Origin of the sequence: Enterococcus sp. DIV0800 (assembly GCF_050559735.1) — a bacterium.
Classification (GTDB): domain Bacteria; phylum Bacillota; class Bacilli; order Lactobacillales; family Enterococcaceae; genus Enterococcus_A; species Enterococcus_A devriesei.
Genome location: NZ_CP187898.1, coordinates 2,089,888 through 2,108,422, shown reverse-complemented (window position 1 = coordinate 2,108,422; position 18,535 = coordinate 2,089,888). Strand labels below are relative to the sequence as shown.

Annotated in this window: 14 protein-coding genes; 11 read left to right on the top strand and 3 right to left on the bottom strand. The window is 41.1% G+C overall.

The genetic code is table 11. The features are described 5' to 3' along the window. Positions 1-457 precede the first annotated feature (457 nt). From IGI54_RS10130 to IGI54_RS10110, 5 genes are all read left to right on the top strand, one after another. Positions 458-4,333 carry a SpaA isopeptide-forming pilin-related protein gene (locus IGI54_RS10130; RefSeq protein WP_430620626.1) on the top strand — a complete coding sequence of 1,292 codons (3,876 nt, stop codon included), beginning with the start codon at positions 458-460 and terminating at the stop codon, positions 4,331-4,333. Continuing rightward, positions 4,333-5,091: a hypothetical protein gene (locus tag IGI54_RS10125; protein ID WP_430620625.1), complete on the top strand. Its 759-nt coding sequence runs from the start codon at positions 4,333-4,335 to the stop codon at positions 5,089-5,091. The genes IGI54_RS10130 and IGI54_RS10125 overlap by 1 nt, the downstream gene beginning before the upstream one ends. Next, entirely contained in the window at positions 5,075-6,664 is a 1,590-nt protein-coding gene (locus IGI54_RS10120) for a SpaH/EbpB family LPXTG-anchored major pilin (RefSeq protein WP_430620624.1), read from the top strand. The genes IGI54_RS10125 and IGI54_RS10120 overlap by 17 nt, the downstream gene beginning before the upstream one ends. 276 nt (positions 6,665-6,940) lie before the next feature. Beyond that, positions 6,941-8,398 carry an NAD-dependent succinate-semialdehyde dehydrogenase gene (locus IGI54_RS10115; RefSeq protein ID WP_430620623.1) on the top strand — a complete coding sequence of 486 codons (1,458 nt, stop codon included), beginning with the start codon at positions 6,941-6,943 and terminating at the stop codon, positions 8,396-8,398. A gap of 646 nt (positions 8,399-9,044) precedes the next feature. Further along, on the top strand, positions 9,045-10,538 hold the full coding sequence (locus IGI54_RS10110) for a helix-turn-helix domain-containing protein (protein WP_071860565.1): 1,494 nt from the start codon (positions 9,045-9,047) through the stop codon (positions 10,536-10,538). 107 nt (positions 10,539-10,645) lie between these two features. Here IGI54_RS10110 and IGI54_RS10105 read toward each other — a convergent pair whose 3' ends face one another. Both IGI54_RS10105 and IGI54_RS10100 read right to left on the bottom strand, forming a co-directional pair. Continuing rightward, positions 10,646-10,843: a hypothetical protein gene (locus IGI54_RS10105; protein WP_313630852.1), complete on the bottom strand. Its 198-nt coding sequence runs from the start codon at positions 10,841-10,843 to the stop codon at positions 10,646-10,648. A gap of 108 nt (positions 10,844-10,951) precedes the next feature. Then, on the bottom strand, positions 10,952-11,551 hold the full coding sequence (locus tag IGI54_RS10100) for a hypothetical protein (RefSeq protein WP_430620622.1): 600 nt from the start codon (positions 11,549-11,551) through the stop codon (positions 10,952-10,954). A 236-nt stretch (positions 11,552-11,787) separates the two neighbouring features. Between IGI54_RS10100 and IGI54_RS10095 the strand changes: the two genes are divergently transcribed. From IGI54_RS10095 to IGI54_RS10080, 4 genes are all read left to right on the top strand, one after another. Then, the gene (locus tag IGI54_RS10095) at positions 11,788-12,564 is read left to right on the top strand and encodes a TatD family hydrolase (RefSeq protein ID WP_430620621.1); all 777 of its coding nucleotides are present in this window, start codon (positions 11,788-11,790) and stop codon (positions 12,562-12,564) included. After that, the gene (gene rnmV / locus IGI54_RS10090; protein ID WP_313630850.1) at positions 12,557-13,123 is read left to right on the top strand and encodes a ribonuclease M5; all 567 of its coding nucleotides are present in this window, start codon (positions 12,557-12,559) and stop codon (positions 13,121-13,123) included. Before IGI54_RS10095 ends, rnmV begins: the two co-directional genes overlap by 8 nt. Continuing rightward, positions 13,120-14,004, top strand: a complete 885-nt coding sequence (rsmA, locus tag IGI54_RS10085; RefSeq protein WP_430620620.1) for a 16S rRNA (adenine(1518)-N(6)/adenine(1519)-N(6))-dimethyltransferase RsmA — start codon at positions 13,120-13,122, stop codon at positions 14,002-14,004. Before rnmV ends, rsmA begins: the two co-directional genes overlap by 4 nt. A gap of 108 nt (positions 14,005-14,112) precedes the next feature. Then, positions 14,113-15,279: a DUF3089 domain-containing protein gene (locus IGI54_RS10080; protein ID WP_430620619.1), complete on the top strand. Its 1,167-nt coding sequence runs from the start codon at positions 14,113-14,115 to the stop codon at positions 15,277-15,279. 76 nt (positions 15,280-15,355) lie between these two features. Here IGI54_RS10080 and IGI54_RS10075 read toward each other — a convergent pair whose 3' ends face one another. Next, positions 15,356-16,174 (bottom strand): MurR/RpiR family transcriptional regulator, encoded by an 819-nt coding sequence (locus IGI54_RS10075; protein ID WP_430620618.1) that lies wholly within the window; start codon positions 16,172-16,174, stop codon positions 15,356-15,358. A 148-nt stretch (positions 16,175-16,322) separates the two neighbouring features. Here IGI54_RS10075 and IGI54_RS10070 point away from each other — a divergent pair, with 148 nt between their 5' ends. Further along, positions 16,323-17,006 carry an N-acetylmannosamine-6-phosphate 2-epimerase gene (locus IGI54_RS10070; RefSeq protein ID WP_216428020.1) on the top strand — a complete coding sequence of 228 codons (684 nt, stop codon included), beginning with the start codon at positions 16,323-16,325 and terminating at the stop codon, positions 17,004-17,006. 13 nt (positions 17,007-17,019) lie between these two features. Next, positions 17,020-18,522, top strand: coding sequence for a PTS transporter subunit EIIC (locus IGI54_RS10065; protein WP_430620617.1), 1,503 nt, complete (start codon positions 17,020-17,022; stop codon positions 18,520-18,522). Positions 18,523-18,535 lie beyond the last annotated feature (13 nt).

Genomic DNA, 18,535 nt, shown 5'->3' with positions numbered 1-18,535 from the left:
TAAACCGATAGAAAGACAAAGAGTCAAATGGCTCTTTGTCTTTTTTATTTCGCATTTTTTCGCGGCTATTTATAGGAGTGGAAGAAAGAAAAATAGACAATAATAAATTGGTTTCACTACTATCAAGGCGCGGGGTGTCTTATTTATTCACTAATTGTATTGGTAGAATTTCCAAAAAAGAGTATTTTTCAAAGTTTCTTCGCAGATTTGTGACGGAAAATTCAAATGACAAATTTTTTTTGCGACATTCAAACTTTATTATTCTTTATCAAAAATAAAGTATCTGAGTTCAATAACGCTTGTGATGATTTTTTCAGCTAAACAAACGAAAAAGATTATATTTAAATAACGAAAAAACGATTAAAATCACTGTAAGCGTAATAAAATTACATAAGATATCATATTGGTACGTGGAAGGACAGTGGGTGAAAAAAGAGCGAAGGGAGGAATGTATGGAATGAAGAAAAAGCACTTGCTCATGTTAGTTGTTCTGCTTTTTTCTTTTATCGTTGAGTCCGTTCCGTCACTGACAAAAGTGTATGCCGAAACAACCAAAACAGAACTAATCAATGAGAATTATCTGCAATTATCCTATGATGTAAAATCGCAGGATGATGCAATCCACTGGCGTATCTCCTTCAAGAGGCAAAGCGAAGACAGTGATACACAACAACGGCTCAAGCTGAAAGTAACTAACGAGAAAGGGGAAGTGATAAATTATCCGAAATTTGAGCAAATGACGAGTGAAAAAGATTGGTTGGTAGAAAACGCGTATTCGTCATCTATGGAAGGACAACTCGTATTTGAGTTGCCTAAGTCTGTCCAAAAGCTCAATTTGGATGTGCAAATGGATCAACAAACCTCATCGAAGGATGGGAAAAAAGAAACAGAAGAAGATATTTTATCCATCAAAAAGCCTTTTGAATTAAAGGTGAAAGAAACAAAAGAAAAGACAGAAATGTCAAGTAAGACAGAAAAATCTGTGAGTAAAAAAAGTGAGGTAACGGTTGATTCTGAAGAATTTATTGGTCCGAAAGTCGAAGAGGTAGTACCAGTACCAGCGACTGCCGTACCGTATAACGGATTACTCAGAATGGACCCGCCAAAGTATACCAACAAAGCGCCACTCTATACAACATCGCCGAGTGAAGGGGTCTATCCTACCTGTAATTGGACACCGACAGGGCAGTCGAATGTAATCAATCATCAAGGTGGATATGAACGAGAAAATGGTTGGGACGGCGTCACTAGCTGGAATCTGGCACAAGATGATTACACAAAATCCTATATTAAATATGGGGTCGAAAAAACCAAACCGAATATTGCTTTACGGAAACTTGCTAGTGAGACGAGCAAAGAAGACGAGTTTGATGTTCAATTAAACGTTCGCGGAAGTACCATCGCAAAACCTGGGGTGGATGTCTGTTTTGTGTTGGACAATTCTTCTTCGATGGTCATGGCCAACGGCTATATTGGTGGGATGTCTAGAAAATCTCTAGCAGTCAATTCATTGCAAAAGTTAGTTAATAAGTTTAAGGCGGCTGGGCCAGAAACCGATAGCTTACGAATTGGTGGGATTATTTATTCGTCTGCTAGTCAGCCATCAGCAAATAAAACAGTTCCTATTACTAGTAATGAGTCGGGTTGGCAAGGATTGGTGAACACGTATAAAAATACCACTTCGGTTGGAGATACTTATACACAAAAAGCGTTGATGGATGCCCAAAAAATGCTGAATAGTGCGCCAGGAACCAATCGTCGTAAAGTTATCTTTCTTTTGACTGATGGTGCACCGAACTTTAGTGTAAAACCAACCAAAGCGATATCAGATTCCAACATCTATTATGATGGTTTAAGAATTACGGAAAATGATAGTGCTTCAATCAATAGCGGGACTCCGTTGCAAGATCCAATACAAGAACCTGGCACTTTCAACACATACTACACAGCAAAAATTCCATTAGGATTTCCAATGAGGGACGGACATTGTATCTACAGTCATTTGACACTGGTGAATTCTACGGCCGCAGATATTAAAGACCAGGGAATGGATATTAATACCATTGCTATTAATATCAAAAAATCTCTACAAGCGGAACGTCATACGACGGATGAATTACTCAAAGGGCTGTATAAGGTTGCCTCGAAAAAATCTAATGCCACTGGTGATGCAGAAAAAGATTATCAATTCTTCCATGCCAATACGCAAGGAGACTTTGATATTTCCTTCGAAGATTGGTTTACTTCGGTCATTCAGACGGTAGACAAAGGAAAAATTGAAGATCCAATTGGGGATATGTATGAGTTGGTAGGAACGCCGAAAGTCAAAGAATTGAAGAAATCAGGCGTACCAGCAATCGAATCGAATAAATTACCGAATAATCCAGTTGTTGCGAACAACAAGATCACTGTTGACAACATCAATTTATACGGCAATCAAGAGATTCAACTGAATTACACGTTGCGTTTGAAAACAGAACACCCGAATTATGAAGGCGGCAAGTGGTATCAGACGAATGGCAAGACGACGCTGGAGCCAACGCCTGAACGGACGAAGGACAAGCTAGAATTTGGTGTGCCATCTGCACGTGGAAAAGCGGAAAAAATCAAGATTCCGGTTGAGAAAAAATGGTCTGATACACATCTTAATACGGAAAATTATTGGGGATTGCGGGCAAATAGTGTCAAAGTCGTTTTACAAAGAAAAAGTGGAAATTCATGGGTAGATGTTGAAACGAAAACACTAAGCGCAGCAAACAATTGGCAGGATTACTTCACAGCAGAAGGCGGCAATAAGAATACGTACAGGGTAGTTGAACCTGCACGAACGACAGGCTATGCAAAGCCAAGCTCTAATGTGGACGAGTTCACCGCCAAAACGTTACCGAGCAAAGGAGTTCAAATCACGAATAAACTGCTGAAGGGTAAGGCAGTTATTTGTAAGTACAAAGAAGATGGCAAGACGCCATTTACTAAAGATTTACCAAGATTTACGGTAAGGCGCAAGTCGGATGGCAAGTTGTTGGCAGCTGATTTAGAACCAGACGCGAATGGACAAGTCACGATTTCCGACATTCCGTTGGGTGACTTTATTGTGGAAGAGACCTATGTGCCTAATGGTTACGCTAAGATGGAGAACATAGACCTTAAAGCGATGGAGAACGGAGCTGGAACAGATCTGATTATTACGATGAATGGTAAGAGTTCACCGTACAAAGTCACGAATAAATTATCCAAAGACTTAAAGATTCCGGTAGAAAAAATCTGGTCGGATGAGTTCAAGGGAACGGATAATTATTGGGGATTACGTCAGATGTATGTGCGCGTAAATCTGCAAAGAAAAAATGGCAATAGCTGGGAGACCATTGAACAAAAAATCTTGACACCTACAACAAATTGGAAAGATACCTTCGCGGGTGTAGAAGGTGGAAACAATGTTTATCGGGTAGTCGAGGAAACACGTGTGGCTGGTTATGCCAAGCCAACGTACAATTATTCGACTGAATTTACCGCGGCAAATGTACCAACAGGCGGCGTGAAGCTAACGAATAAGCTCTTAAAAGATAAAATCATTTTTTACAAGTATAAGCAAGATGGTAAGACACCATTTGATTCAAATGACTTACCGAAATTTTCAGTGAGACGGAAATCAGATAACAAGCTATTAGCAGAGGATTTGACACCAAATGCCAATGGGGCGGTGACGATTTCGGATATTCCGCTAGGCGAATTTATCTTGGAAGAAACGTATGTGCCAAAGGGCTATCAGAAGATGGCGAATATTGAGATCAGAGCTGTTGAAAATGGCAGCGGGACGGGATTAGTTATCTATTTTGATGGTAAGAACGGTTCTACTAATAAAATCAAGAATGAGTTGGCGGATTTTGCGCTAGTGATCAAAAAAGTTGATCAAGATGGAAATGAACTCAGGGGAGCCAGCTTCCGATTGGTTGGAACAAATTATGATCAGACTCAAACTGGAGGACCGACGTTTGTCTTTGATAGATTACGGCCTGGAGAATATCAATTAACGGAGACAGTCGTTCCTAATGGCTACACTGGTTTGACTAGTTCTGTCAGAATCAGTATTTCACAAGAGGGTGTTGTGACGATTCAAAACAATCCGAATGTCAGCGGGTCTGGCGGTATCGGAAATGACATGAATCAAATTGATCTGACTATCACGAATAAGAAGAAAAGGCCAGGAGCGTTACCAAGCACTGGCGGATCAGGAACAGCGACGATTTTTAAGATTGCAATCGGTGTAATAACGACAGCAGGAGGACTGCTTGGCAGCCTATTCTGGCTTCATACTAAAAGGAGGGGATCGTAATGAAAAAAATGATTCTTCTCTTGGGACTAATTCTGGGAATTTGTAACTGGGGGGTTACTGCTTTTGCAGAGGAAAGTCAGGTGGAAGTTCAGATTGATACACGTCCGAACGGAAAACTTTATGAAGGAACTGAGTCCTTAATACTTGAGGTATACGATTTGACAGAATGGCGGATTACGCGAGCCAGTGATGAAAAGAGTGACAAAGAATACATTTTGAATACTTATCCAACGAAGGAGAAACGCTTAGCTTTTGTTCAGCAAGAGCAATTGCCGAAAGTCACAGAAGCACCGCTTTTGTTGGATGGGGAGGGCAAGGTATCTTTTAGCATTCCACGTTATCAAAACGCACGCGATGCCGCTTACTTGGTGCTTTCAGCGGGTGAAACAGGAAAGTACCAAATGTTGCCAATCGTGATTTATTTGCCGCAAATAGACACAGTGACAAATCAAGAAGGACAAAGTTTACTCATCAACTGTAAGTACGATGAACTTACACCAACAGAACCAACAAAACCAACAACACCGAGCGAGCCCGAACCACCAATCTCGGACAGCTCTGAACCAAAGAAACAGTGGCCTGTAACACCAGGAACTCCAAATGATGGGGGTCCGGATGACTATATTTCAGGAAAAGAGTTTCCTTCAACAAATGAGTTGATTCGTAATTATTGTATTTTAGGGTTGTTGCTTATGTTTGTCGGTTTTATTGGGCTAAACAGAAAACAAGGGGGAAAAAATTATGAAGAACAAGGGTAAAGTGCTTTCGTTATTAATGGCTTTACTATTTATGGCGCCATTAGTAACAGGATTGTTTGGGTTTGGTAGTGACGCACATGCTGTGGATTCAGTGAATGTTACATTGCACAAGAAAAAAATGGATGAATTTCCTAATAGCAGTCTTGAAAATACCGGTAAGGAAATGACTGAGTTTGATCGGTATGAAGGACTACAAGGGATTACCTTCACGGCATGGGATATCACAGAAGATTTCTATGCAGCATTAGATGCGATCTTAACTGGAAATGAAACTGATGCGGAGTACAACACAAAAGCAAAACAAATCATGGATGCCTTTGATTTGAATGCTGCGCCAAATGCTGTTGATGCGGGCGACCAAACAACAGATGCAAATGGCGAAGCAAATTTTGCCAACTTGCCTGCTAAAAATGCGGACGGTTCTTACAAAGTCTACTTCTTTGAAGAGCATGCGACGACCGGCGTTGATATCGGTCAATACAAATTAATCTTAATGTTACCATTGAAAGATGGCGATACAGAGCTTTCTAATATTCATTTATATCCTAAGAATAAAGTTGAAGGCGAAGACCCTGAGAAAGAATTAGTTGATGAAAATGGCGATCCATTGCCGGCACCTAATCCTAGTGGTTATGATTTTGAAGTTGGACAACAAATCCACTACCGCGCAAGCTTTGTGATTCCTAGCCAAATCGGGGAACTTTTACCTAGTGGAGCACCACGTTACGGCAAATTAGAATTCAAGGATGCGGTAAACCAAACGGGCGTGAAATTCGAAGGAATCGATCGGATCGTTGTAAATGGAACGCAAGTGAATTCTGCTGACTTCTTAGCGACTCACGGAACATACACTCCACAAAATGAAACAGCTCCATGGGCAGGCTATGCTGGATTCAATTTAGCGATGAATCTGACAGGTGCCGCTGGCCCTGCGACTGCGAATTACTTGAGTCAATATGCTGGTCAAACAATTGAATTCTTCTATACTGTATCATTCACAGAAGAAACACCAGCTGATAAAGACATCAACAATGAATTCACTGTAACAATGAACCATGATGGTGGACAAGATGAAAGCAAAACGAACCCACCAATTCCACCAATCAAAACCGGTGGTAAGAAATTCTTCAAATACTCTGGAGCAGCTAAAGAAGCTTTGGAAGGCGCTGAGTTTGTTGTAATCAAAAAAGTCAACGGCGTGGATCACTACTTAACAGCAGGTGCTGATACAATGACTTGGACAGCAGTAGGTGCGAACGAAGATTATGCAACTGCATCGAAATACATTTCTGACGCGAATGGTCTATTTGAAGTAACTGGGTTAGAGTATGGCGACTACTACCTACGTGAAACAAAAGCACCGCACGGCTACCAAAAATTACCAAATGACGTACAGTTCACAGTAGCTGATGGAACGTACGAAGGGGCTACTCCTCAAGAAATCGAAAATACGACTAAAGGCGGTACATTACCATCAACAGGTGGTATGGGTATCATCGCTTTCATCGTAATTGGTCTTGGCTTGATGACAGCAGCAATCCTTCGCTACCGCCGCGTACAGTTTGAAGTATAAGAATCGAAGTTAATAAATAAGCCTGAAAGCTTAGCTTTCAGGCTTATTTTACGGTTTAAGACAATTCCTTAGGGAAAGTAATCACTACGAGTAAAGTATTGAAAAAAATTTCTCTTTTTAAAGAACTAATGATTGATAGTAGAATTTTCGGTTACTTAAACTTGATCGTTTTTTTCACTTTCATCAAAATTTCTATAGGAATAAGCTGATTTTTTGAGCTTTAAGTTCCTTCGTGTTACGGTTTTCTTATACCAAGAAATGGAGGAAATTAGACACATGGCAAAAGAACAGTTACCAGAAGTCGAAACACGTCTCTATATCAATGGAAAATGGCTGGATGGCTCGGAAAATCCGATTGCCATCATTAATCCTGCCACTGGCGATACCTTAGCGAAGGTTCAAGCAGGCGGTGCAAAAGAGGTTAAGTCGGCGATCAAAGCGGCAAATGATGCGTTTTCTGAATGGTCAGAAAAATCACCAGCTGAACGGGCAACCTTAATGAATAAGATGGCTGATTTGGTGGAAGAGGACTCAGAACGATTAGCTAAGATTATGACGATGGAACAAGGAAAACCTTTGACTCAAGCGAAGGGCGAGATTCAAACAAATGTTGAAAATCTGCGCTGGAATGCGGCAGAAGGACAGCGCTTGCTAGGGGAGATCGTTCCTTCACCTGCGACGAATCAATGGCAAGTACGCAAGCAAGCAGTTGGAGTAGTAGGCGCGATCACGCCGTGGAATTTCCCATCGAATATGATTATTCGAAAGATTTCACCAGCGATTGCAGCAGGCTGTACCGTGATTTTGAAACCTTCGAAGCAAACACCGTTATCTGCTTTGGCATTGATGGAATTGTTTGATAAAGCAGGTTTTCCAGCAGGTGTAGTGAATATCGTTTTAGGCGATTCATCTACGATCGGAACAATTTTATCTGAATCTGATGATGTGCAAAAAATTACCTTTACAGGCTCCACCGAAGTTGGTCAAACCTTAAATGAACAAGCGGCCCCTACCTTGAAAAATGTTTCGATGGAATTAGGCGGACACGCACCGTACATTATTTTCCCAGATGCGGACATTGAACGGGCAGTGGAAACATTGATCCAAACGAAATTTATCAATAATGGTCAGGTCTGTACGTCACCAAATCGAATCTTCGTTCATAAAGATATTAAGCAAAAGGTAACGGATCGCATTGTAGAAGCAATCAAAGATGTAACCGTCGGCAATGGCTTAGATGATCCGACCACGGGTCCATTAATCAATCAAGACGGCGTCAAAAAGGTGGTTGATCAGCTGAAAGATGCGACGGATAAGGGTGCAAAAATCTTAGCGGGTGGTCACAAACTGACTGACGGCGAATATGCTGACGGCTTTTTCTTTGAACCAACTGTCTTGGATGGCGTGACAAAGGATATGGATATTTTCTATCAAGAAACGTTTGGTCCAGTCATTCCATTAATTACTTTTGAAGATGAGGAAGCGGTCATCAAAGATGCCAATGATACAGAATTCGGTTTGGCTTCCTACTTTTTTGCAACGAACATCCATACGATCGACAATGTCAGCAATAAGCTGCAATATGGGATGGTAGGCGTCAATGATACGGATATCTCTAATTCAGCGACACCATTTGGCGGCGTAAAACATTCAGGTTTTGGTCGTGAAAATGGGACTTATGGAGTGGAAGAATATGTCGAAGTCAAATTCGTCAATATTCGTACCGCCAAATAAAAATCACTATATTTGGTTACTCAAAAAGACCTTTTTCCTTCATGGAGAAAGGCCTTTTTTCTTTGCCGAATATATAGATAGATAAGCAGAAAAAGATTGTAAAAGTTTTTTTAAGGACTAAATATATATTTTTTTGTTTTTATACCTTGACAATTAATAGCTAAAGTTATCGGAAAGATTGATAATTCAAACGGCAAAAAAAAAATTCAACAATTAGTTTCTAAAAAAATTTATTTTTATTTTAAAAAGTGAATTAAATAACGGATTTTCTTTGAACAAGACAATAGTAGCAACGCAATAGTTGCGTTGGATAACGATGGATATTTGAAAAAGGAGCGGAGCGAGGAAGCTGGATTTCAGTTACCATTATTAATAGTTAGACGGTGGATTAAACCAGAATAGAGTGGGGACTTTTTATTCTTGTTTTTTCTTTTGTTATCATAAAAAATTGTTTGGCAGGAAAGGAGGGAATCGGACTTTAAACCAAAAAAGAACTCGAACCATTAAGAACCGGGAAGAAAAGAGCTTTAAACCATACTGAATCAAAAATTAGGGGATTTTTGATCGGTCTTTTTCGTGGTTGGGCTCTCGACGTCAAATGTTGGGTAGAGAGGTTTTACCGGGGTTAGTGAAAAAGGGTGGTTATATGGATTTTAGAAATATTTTAGGGGTAAGTAATTTAAGACATTTGCGATTAGTCGAATTGCTTTATGCTTGTCGTAACGGATTATCTAGTGACCAATTATTAGAGGAATTGGAATGTTCATTATCGGTGCTGTTAAAGGATGTGAAGCTGATCAATAGTCAGCAAGATGCGTTTATGATCGTGAAGTTCAAGGGCTTGTATCAGTTGAACATCAAGTCCCATGTCAGCATCAATCGGTTGTATGCGGATACGATCCAACAATCGCCAGAGTTTCAGATCATCGAAGAACTGCTATATGAAAAGTGCGAAAACATCATCGACTTGTCGAAAAAATTGTTTTTAAGTCCGTCAAAGACACAACGAAACTTAAAAAAAATTGAAAGTATTTTGCTGGAAACGGGGGTCACTTTGCATTATCGTCCGTTGCGGCTAGAAGGCAAGGAAAGTGTGATTCGCCATATGTATTATCGCTATTTCATTGAGAAGTCGGATCGTTTGGAATCCTTGTATCGGGAACTGAAGGAATTTCAGATCAAGGCGATCACGGATCTGGTGAATCAATTCATTCAGGTCAATCAATTGGAAGATAACTACATTTCACGTAAGCGGCTGGGCTACAATATTTATATTAGTTTGTGGCGGATCAAAAATGGACATTATTATCCAAAAGAAGAGTTAGGCAGTCATTTGATGCTGCCGGAGAGGAATATTTTGGATGCCTTCAGACGGATGTCGATGGAGGTCTTTCGTTTGAAATTGTCCTCTGAGGAAATCAAGGATTGCCTCTGGTTGTCTTATTCCGATATCGTGGTGTCCAGCAAGATCCAGCTGCACAGTGCTTTGAAAAGAGAAGGGGAATATGCGGATTATTATTATCGTCATTTAGAATTAGTTGAAGAGTTTGATAGCTTGTTGAATTTCTCGCTTGGTCATGAAAAGAAACAGGAAGTGACGATCAACTTGCTGAATGAACATTTGATTTATTCGCCAAACGGTAAACTGATCGATATTTTATTCCGGCAAAGAAAGATTTTTCTTGAAAAATTGTCGGAAACACATGATCAGGCCGTGAAAAAGGTGGCGAAAATCGTAGAAGGCTTCGTTTCGCGCCATCAAATGTATCAGGATAACGATTTTATCTGGAATTACGTGTATCTGTTAATCACGATGGTTCCCCAAAGTTTGACGCTCTTAGCCAGCTGCGACCGTCCGTTAAAATTGTTATTGTTATCGGAGCTGTCACCAACAGAGGAATTTTTCTTAGGAAATCAGATTGAAAGCCAGATTTACGGGAATTTTGAAGTCCATTATGTGGAGAAAAATTTAAGCAGCGTCAATATCAACCGCTCAGAGCTGGAAAAGTATGATGCGCTGATTACTTCCAGCAGTGTGGAAGAGGTGCCGGATGAATACCCGACGGTGGTGATCGATCCGTTTTTGACTAATCAAGATGTGTTCCAATTGCAGCAGCTAGTGAGTAAGCTAGCTGGTTGAACAGAAATGACTTATCCTAAAAGAGGGAGTGGAGTAGACGGCCACAATCTCCCTAAGCCAAAAGGCAGCTAGAAGATGCATGCATCCTCTAGCTGCCTTATTCGGCTTTATTCAATTAGTCGTTTGTTTTTAGTGTGCACTTTGGTGTGTTGTGTGTTTGTTGCTTTGGACGGAAGCTGATCTAATCGCTGATAAGCTTGGGCGAAGTTTTTGGCTTGGACTTTATCAAAGAACAGTCGGCCTAATTTTTCGAATTCTTTCGCTAATAATTGCTCGTTATCTGGAATCTCATACTTTGAAGTCATTTGAGTCCTTCCTTTCAAAGAAAAGCGAGGGGCTATATATTTTAGCATGTGGAAAGCTTGAGACTAAACCAAAAACCGCGAAGTAATAGGAACTTTCGCGGTTTTTATTTAGTGTTTTATTCTAGTGACTTGCTGGGCCGAGCGGAAAGGTCGTTTCAGACGTTTAGGCAGGATCAAAGAGATCAATTCAAAAGGGGTTGCTAGAACGGTCCAAGCGACTTGCCGCACGCTAGGATGGAAATAGTAGACTTGAATCAAGACAAAGTGCAGCAGTAGCAGACCTGGCAATAATTGCAGTCCGATTTGCCAGAAGGCTTCCCAATGAGTAAAGTAGCGCAATAGGCTCAAGCCTAGCGGATACAAATAAAAAAGCGAGGTTACGAGATTTACGCGCCAGCTCTTGGTTAACAACCGCAGATTGAATAAAAAGAAAATAGCAGAGAGCAAGATACCAATCGGCGGAAACAAGCTGACTAAAAAGGAATACAGTGCACCAAACAGTAAGAGTCCGGGCCCCTTTATTAGAGCTGCTAGAATCATCAAAAGACCGATCGTCAACAGTTGCTGCTTAATCGTTGCGATACATAATAGACTAAAAAGAATCAAGAATCCCCAATGCCAAACACTTTTTAAAGGGTCTCTTTTATCAGGATAGCGCCGCTTTAAATAGCTGGCGAAGTTGGGATAATCTTTTTGGAAATTCGGCATAAAAAAACCTCCTATCAGTTTTCCACCGAGTAGTAGTTAGCTGTCTTGAAAAAATTTGAGTGGATCACTTTCTTCCCTTTTAATTATAGAAGGCATAGACGATGACAGCATCCGACCTGCGACGGATTTTCATAGGGAATGAGAAAATTTAGATTTTGTGCTATGGTAGGCGTACGAAGAAAGTAAATTTAAGTGATACTTCACGCTTAAGCGAAGTATCAACAGGAGGAATATCAATGATTTTTGATTCTCATACCCATTTGAACGCGGAGCAATTTGACGCAGAGATTCCAGAAACGGTGGAACGTGCTCGGGAATTAGGGGTAACAGAGATGGCAGTCGTAGGCTTTGATACACCGACGATCGAAAAAAGTTTGGCTTTGAACAAAGAATATGACGGAATCTATTCGATCATCGGTTGGCACCCAACGGAAGCGGGGAGTTACACTAAGGCGATCGAGGAGGATTTAATCGAAAAAATGACGTTGCCTAAAGTGGTGGCGTTAGGCGAAATCGGCTTGGATTACCATTGGATGGAAGATCCAAAAGAAGTACAAGACAAAGTCTTTCGTCGTCAGATCGCCATTGCTAAAGAAATGAAGCTGCCGATCAGTATCCATACCCGTGAAGCATTAGAGGATACGTATAAAATCTTAAAAGATGAAGACATTCGTGAGATTGGCGGGATCATGCACAGTTTCAGCGGTAGCGGTGAATGGGCAGAACGCTTCTTAGATTTAGGAATGCATGTTTCTTTTTCTGGCGTTGTGACCTTTAAGAAAGCCTTGGATGTGCAAGAAGCAGCGACCATTGTACCGATGGATAAATTACTCGTCGAAACCGATGCGCCTTATTTAGCGCCAATGCCTTACCGCGGCAAGCGTAATGAACCGGGCTATACACGTTATGTGGTGGAAAAAATCGCCGAATTACGGAACTTGCCGATGGAAGAAGTCGCTCGTCAAACGACCGAGAACGCTCATCGCTTGTTTAGGATCAATGCCCATGACTAAAGAAAGAATAGAAGAAATCATTGTTGTGGAAGGTAAAGATGATACAAAACGCCTAAAGGAAGTTTTTGAAGTCGATACGATCGAAACTCGCGGTTCAGCGATCGATGAAACGATTTTAGAACAGATTGAACATGCCCAAGAGACTCGCGGTGTGATCGTTTTTACCGATCCGGATTTTTCCGGTGAGAAGATTCGCAAGACAATCATGGAAGTTATCCCCGATGCCCAACATGCTTTCTTATCTAGAAGAATGGCCACCCCGCAAAAACGAGGGGCCAGTCTGGGTGTCGAGCATGCCAGTGACGAAGCCATCATTGAAGCCTTGCGGAAAGTGGTGACTCCGGCAGCTAGTAATGATGAACCAAAAATTGCTAGACAAATGCTGCTGGATTATGGTTTAATAGCGGGAGCTCAAGCCCGTGAACGCCGCGAGCGTTTAGGTGAGGAACTGAAGATTGGCTATACAAACGCGAAACAACTAGAAAAACGGTTGGCGATGTTTCGGATCACCGAAGCCCAACTCCGTGAGGCCATGAAGAAAGTCGAGGAAACCGCTTGAATAAATACAAAGACATCGCAACGCCTTCTCGAACGCAAGAAATCCTAAAAAAACATGGATTTTCTTTCAAGAAGAGTCTTGGTCAAAATTTTTTGACCGAACCGAATATTTTACAAAAAATCGTCGCTACCGCTGAGATCGATAAAGGTACGAATGTGATCGAAGTTGGTCCCGGAATCGGCGCCTTGACGGAGCATTTGGCTCGGGCTGCCCACCAAGTGTTAGCCTTTGAAATCGATGACCGCTTGATTCCAGTCTTAGCGGATACGTTAAGCCCTTATGACAATGTCAAGGTTGTTCATAATGATATTTTGAAAGTGAATTTACAGCAAGAAACGGCTTATTTTGATCAAGAAGGTCCGATCAAAGTCGTAGCGAACTTGCCTTATTACATTACGACACCTATCATGATGCATATTCTGGCATCTGATTTAGCGATTGCTGAGATGGTCGTAATGATGCAGCGGGAAGTCGCTGATCGCATCTCTGCTAAACCAGGGACGAAAGCTTATGGCTCGCTGTCAATCGCGGTCCAATATTATATGGAAGCCAGCACAGCCTTTATCGTACCGAAGACGGTCTTCATCCCGCAACCGAATGTGGATTCGGCAATTTTACGTTTGGTTCGCCGGGAGACACCAGCAGTAGCTGTAAAAAATGAAAAAGAATTTTTCAAATTAACTAAGTCAGCTTTTGTTTTACGGCGAAAAACCCTTTGGAATAATTTGTTAAACACGTATGGCAAAGAGGAAACGACCCGCGCATGGCTGGAGACTAGTCTACAGCAGGCGGAGATCGATCCAAAACGTCGCGGTGAAACCCTTTCGTTGGAAGAATTTGCCCGCTTATCAAATGCCCTAGAGTCGAATAGAGAAAAATAAAAAGAGCTGCGGCTCTTTTTGTTTTTTCATTAAATCCACACGAAATTTGTCAAACAAAACCCAACTCACCTATAATAGAAGTAATAAATTTGTTTTTTGGAGGATACGATGAAAAAATTCTTAATTGGATTGTTAGTTGTAGTAGTATTAGGCGCCGGTGGCTATTACGCTTACACTACCATGAATAAAAATGAGGAACCAAAGGAAGAAACACGGAAAACCTCAATTAAAGTCAAAGAACCAGAAAAGGCTGGGGAGACGATCCAAGCCAGCGATTACAGCAAGGCCAATAATTGGTTGGCTGAACCGACAGAGATCACTAGTCAAGCCGACGTTTTCATGCTTTATACGACTGCTTACGCGCAAAAAAATAAAAATACTTCGCCAATTGCTAAAATTGATAACGACAGTATGCGGGCCGGGGCACAAGTTTTCTTAGCCAGTCAAGGCTCTGCCTTTGAAACAAGCGGCAATATTTTTGCTCCTTATTACCGCCAATTAGACGCGAATTGGCTGCTTTCAAAATCGAAAGAAGAACAAAACCAATATGTGGACGGTGTGCCAAAAGCCGATGTGATGGCCGCTTTTGATTACTACATCAAACACAAAAACAATAATCGTCCCTTTATTTTAGTCGGTCACTCCCAAGGTGCGCGCCTAATCAAGTCGATCATGTATGACTATTTCAAACAGAATCCTGGCGTCAGCAATCGGATGATCGCAGCCTACGTACTAGGCCAATCCGTGACCCAGCAAGAAATGAACGATAACCCGCAAGTCAAATTCGCGACTGGACCAGACGATACCGGAGTAGTGGTTTCCTACAATACCGTTGCTCCCGATTTCACTGGAGAGTTGCCGACTTGGGATCAAGGGGCATTGGCGATTAATCCAATTAATTGGAGAACCGATGCTACACCGGCAACGGCAGCAGAAAATCTTGGCTCTTATATCCGCAATGATTCAGGCGACTATACCAAGGTCATGAATTTTGCTGATGCGACCGTTGATCCAGCTAGAGGCTTAGTTCTCAGCTCGATCGCTGATAAAGCCAAATACGAGATGCCTGAAAGTACCCGGAAGCTGTATCCAGCAGGCTCGTACTTGAACAATGACATCAGCTTTTATTATTACAACTTGCAACAAAATGCTGAAAATCGTGAAGCCCAGTATTTCGCGACCCATCCACAGCAATCAACCCAAACATCAGATGCAAACCAGCCGGTTCAAGAAGACCAGCAAGCCACTGATCCAAACCAACACCCTGTCCAATAAAACAAGGAACCGCCTATCGAAAGATAGGCGGTTCCTTGTTTTTATTGAACCATCTTCATCTTCCTAAAGGAGGACTTTAATCTAGGCTCTTGTCTAAGATGGAACGCAAAACAGTTTCTCTTAATTCAATGGAATCCACATTGTTTTCTATTTCATAGCTTTGGATCAGTAAATCACATAGATACAATTGAGAGATTTTCCCCGCCAATGAAGCGCCATCTAAAAATTCTTCGATAGCAGTTTGCAAAACAATATCGGCTAATTGTGCAATTGGAGAAAGTTGATAATTGGTAATGGCGATGACTTTTGCCTTATTTTTTTTTGCGATATTCAAGGAATCATAAGTATCTTTAGTCCTTCCTGAAAGTGAAAAACCGATAACTAGGTCTTTTTCAGTTAACAAAGAAGCTACTTGTGCTTGAAAATGAGGGTCGATGATAGCCCGAGACTGAACTCCTACACGCAAAAACATCGCTTCGAGATCATTGCCGCTGTTGCCGCTTGAACCAACTCCAAAGATATAGATTTGGTGTGCGTCAGTAATGAATTGAACTGCTTGTTTGAGTTTCTCACTATCTAAAAGTTGATTTGTCGTTTTTAAGGCATTGTTGATCGTTTTCGTCCGCTTATCAAATAGGTCAGAAGGTTGTGCCTCCTCTTGCTGTTTACTAAAATCCTCTTTAGCAATTGCGATTTTTAAATCAGAAAATCCAGAAAATCCTATTTTTTGGCAAAAACGAATAATCGTGCCATCACCAACATTTGTCGCTTCCCGTATGTCACTCATTGTATTGTAAACAATTTTTTCCCCACTAGAGAGAATGTAGTCCGCGATTTTTTTTTCAGATTTTGTTAAAGTCGAGTATTTTTCTTGGATCGTATAAGTAATGGTCATATTTTCTCCTTTGAGCACTAAGTTATCATAATGAATTATACGTCAAAAAAAATTTTTTTTCATTTTCTATTTACAATTTTGAAAGCGCATGCTATATTTTTTTGGAGTAATAATCCAAAATATATTTATAAACGGAGTGAAGTGGAGCGTGGAAAGAAAAGAATTTTTGAATGCTGTGACAGGTGGATTAATCGTTTCTTGTCAAGCATTACCTGGAGAACCGCTATATACAACTGAGGGAGGAATTATGCCTCTGCTGGCATTAGCGGCTAAAGAAGCAGGAGCAGTAGGGATTCGGGCTAATACGGTGAGAGATATTCTACAGATCAAAGAAAAAGTGACATTACCAATTATTGGAATTATTAAACAGACTTATCCAAATTCTGAGGTATTTATCACTCCAACGATGAAGGAGGTTGATGCATTAGTTGCTGCTGGAGTAGAGGTGATTGCACTTGATTGTACGTTGCGCCAAAGGCCGGATAACCAAACAATCAATCAATTTATTAAACAAGTTAAGAAAAAGTACCCAAAGCAATTATTTATGGCGGACATTGCGACGTATGAGGAAGGAATCAATGCTTGGGAAGCAGGAATAGATTTCATTGGTACAACGCTAGTAGGTTATACGGAGGAATCTACCTTGTCGACCATTGAGCTGGTGAAAGCGTTAGTTGAAGCTGACGTTTCAGTGATTGCAGAAGGACGTATCCATACTCCGGAAGAAGCAAAAAGAATGCAAGAACTAGGAGCTGCGGGGATTGTTGTTGGAGGTGCTATAACACGACCAAAGGAGATCGCGACACGCTTTATCCAAGCATTGACAAAATAAGGAGGAGAAGAATATGTTTAAAAAGTTTTCACAGTTAGGGCGAGCGTTTATGTTGCCGATTGCTATCTTGCCGGCAGCCGGGTTGTTACTGGGGCTTGGGGGGGCGCTGACTAATGAAAGTGCAGTTGCAGCTTATCCATTCTTGAATCAACCGTGGTTGCAAACGATTTTAAGTGTCATGAGTTTTGCAGGTAACGCTGTTTTCGCTAATCTGGCTTTGATTTTTGCTATTGGGATTGCCGTAGGACTAGCTAAAGGCGACAAGGGTACCGCTGGTTTAGCCGGTGGCGTAGCATTTTTAGTTTATACAGCAACCATCAGTGGACTACTGGAATTATTTTCTGCTAAAGGTGCTAGCATTGATACCGGAGTTGTCGGATCAATCGTTGTCGGTGGGACTGTGGCTTTCTTGCATAATCGTTATCGGAAAATTGAGTTGCCTCAATTTCTAGGTTTCTTTGGTGGATCGCGTTTTATCCCAATTGTTTCGTCCTTTAGTGCGATTGCGATTGGTTGCGTGTTCTATCTAATTTGGCCGCCGATCCAAAATGGGTTAGTTGTTGTGGGACATCAAGTGGCACAAATGGGTAGTATCGGGACATTCTTTTATGGATTTTTACTGCGTCTAACGGGTGCGGTTGGGTTGCATCATACGATTTATCCGATGTTTTGGTATACCTCTTTGGGTGGCGTAGAAACTGTTGCAGGAAATTCGATCTCAGGAGCACAAAATATTTTCTTTGCTCAGTTAGCAGATTCTAGTCATACTGGATTATTCACTTATGGCACACGCTTCTTTGCCGGTCGTTTTGCTACGATGATGTTTGGTTTACCAGCTGCTTGTTTTGCGATGTATCGTGCGATTCCAAAAGAAAATCGCAAAAAAAATGGCGGTTTATACTTTAGCGGAGCATTGACTTCTTTCCTAACAGGAATCACAGAACCAATTGAGTATATGTTCTTATTTGTCGCTCCTTGGTTGTATGTAATCCATGCTTTCCTAGATGGTTTGTCTTTCTACTTTGCAGATATCTTAAATATTCGAATCGGAAATTCTTTTTCTGGAGGTTTAATTGATTTTCTATTGTTTGGAGTTTTACAAGGGAATGATAAAACCAATTGGTTAAAGGTCCTTCCTTTTGGGGTTGCTTGGGCAATTATTTATTTCTTCGTCTTCAGTTTCTGTATTAAGAAATTTCGGGTGGCTATTCCAGGAATGGAAAACGATGAGGATATCTCAGTCGAAGCAGATAATTCGGGTTCCAAAACGTTACAAGAAGAAGCGTGGCAAATCATTGAGGCATTGGGCGGTGATCAAAATATTGAGACTGTTACAGCATGTGCAACACGTCTGAGAGTAGCCGTAAAGCAAGGGGATCAAGTTCAAAGAGCTGTGTTTAAACGACTTGGTGCAACTGCTGTTTTTGAAGTTCAAGGTGGCATTCAGGCTGTCTTTGGAGGAAAAGCGGATTTGTTTAGTCAAGAAATTAATCAGTTATTAGGTCGCGATGATTAGTAAAGGGAGGTTT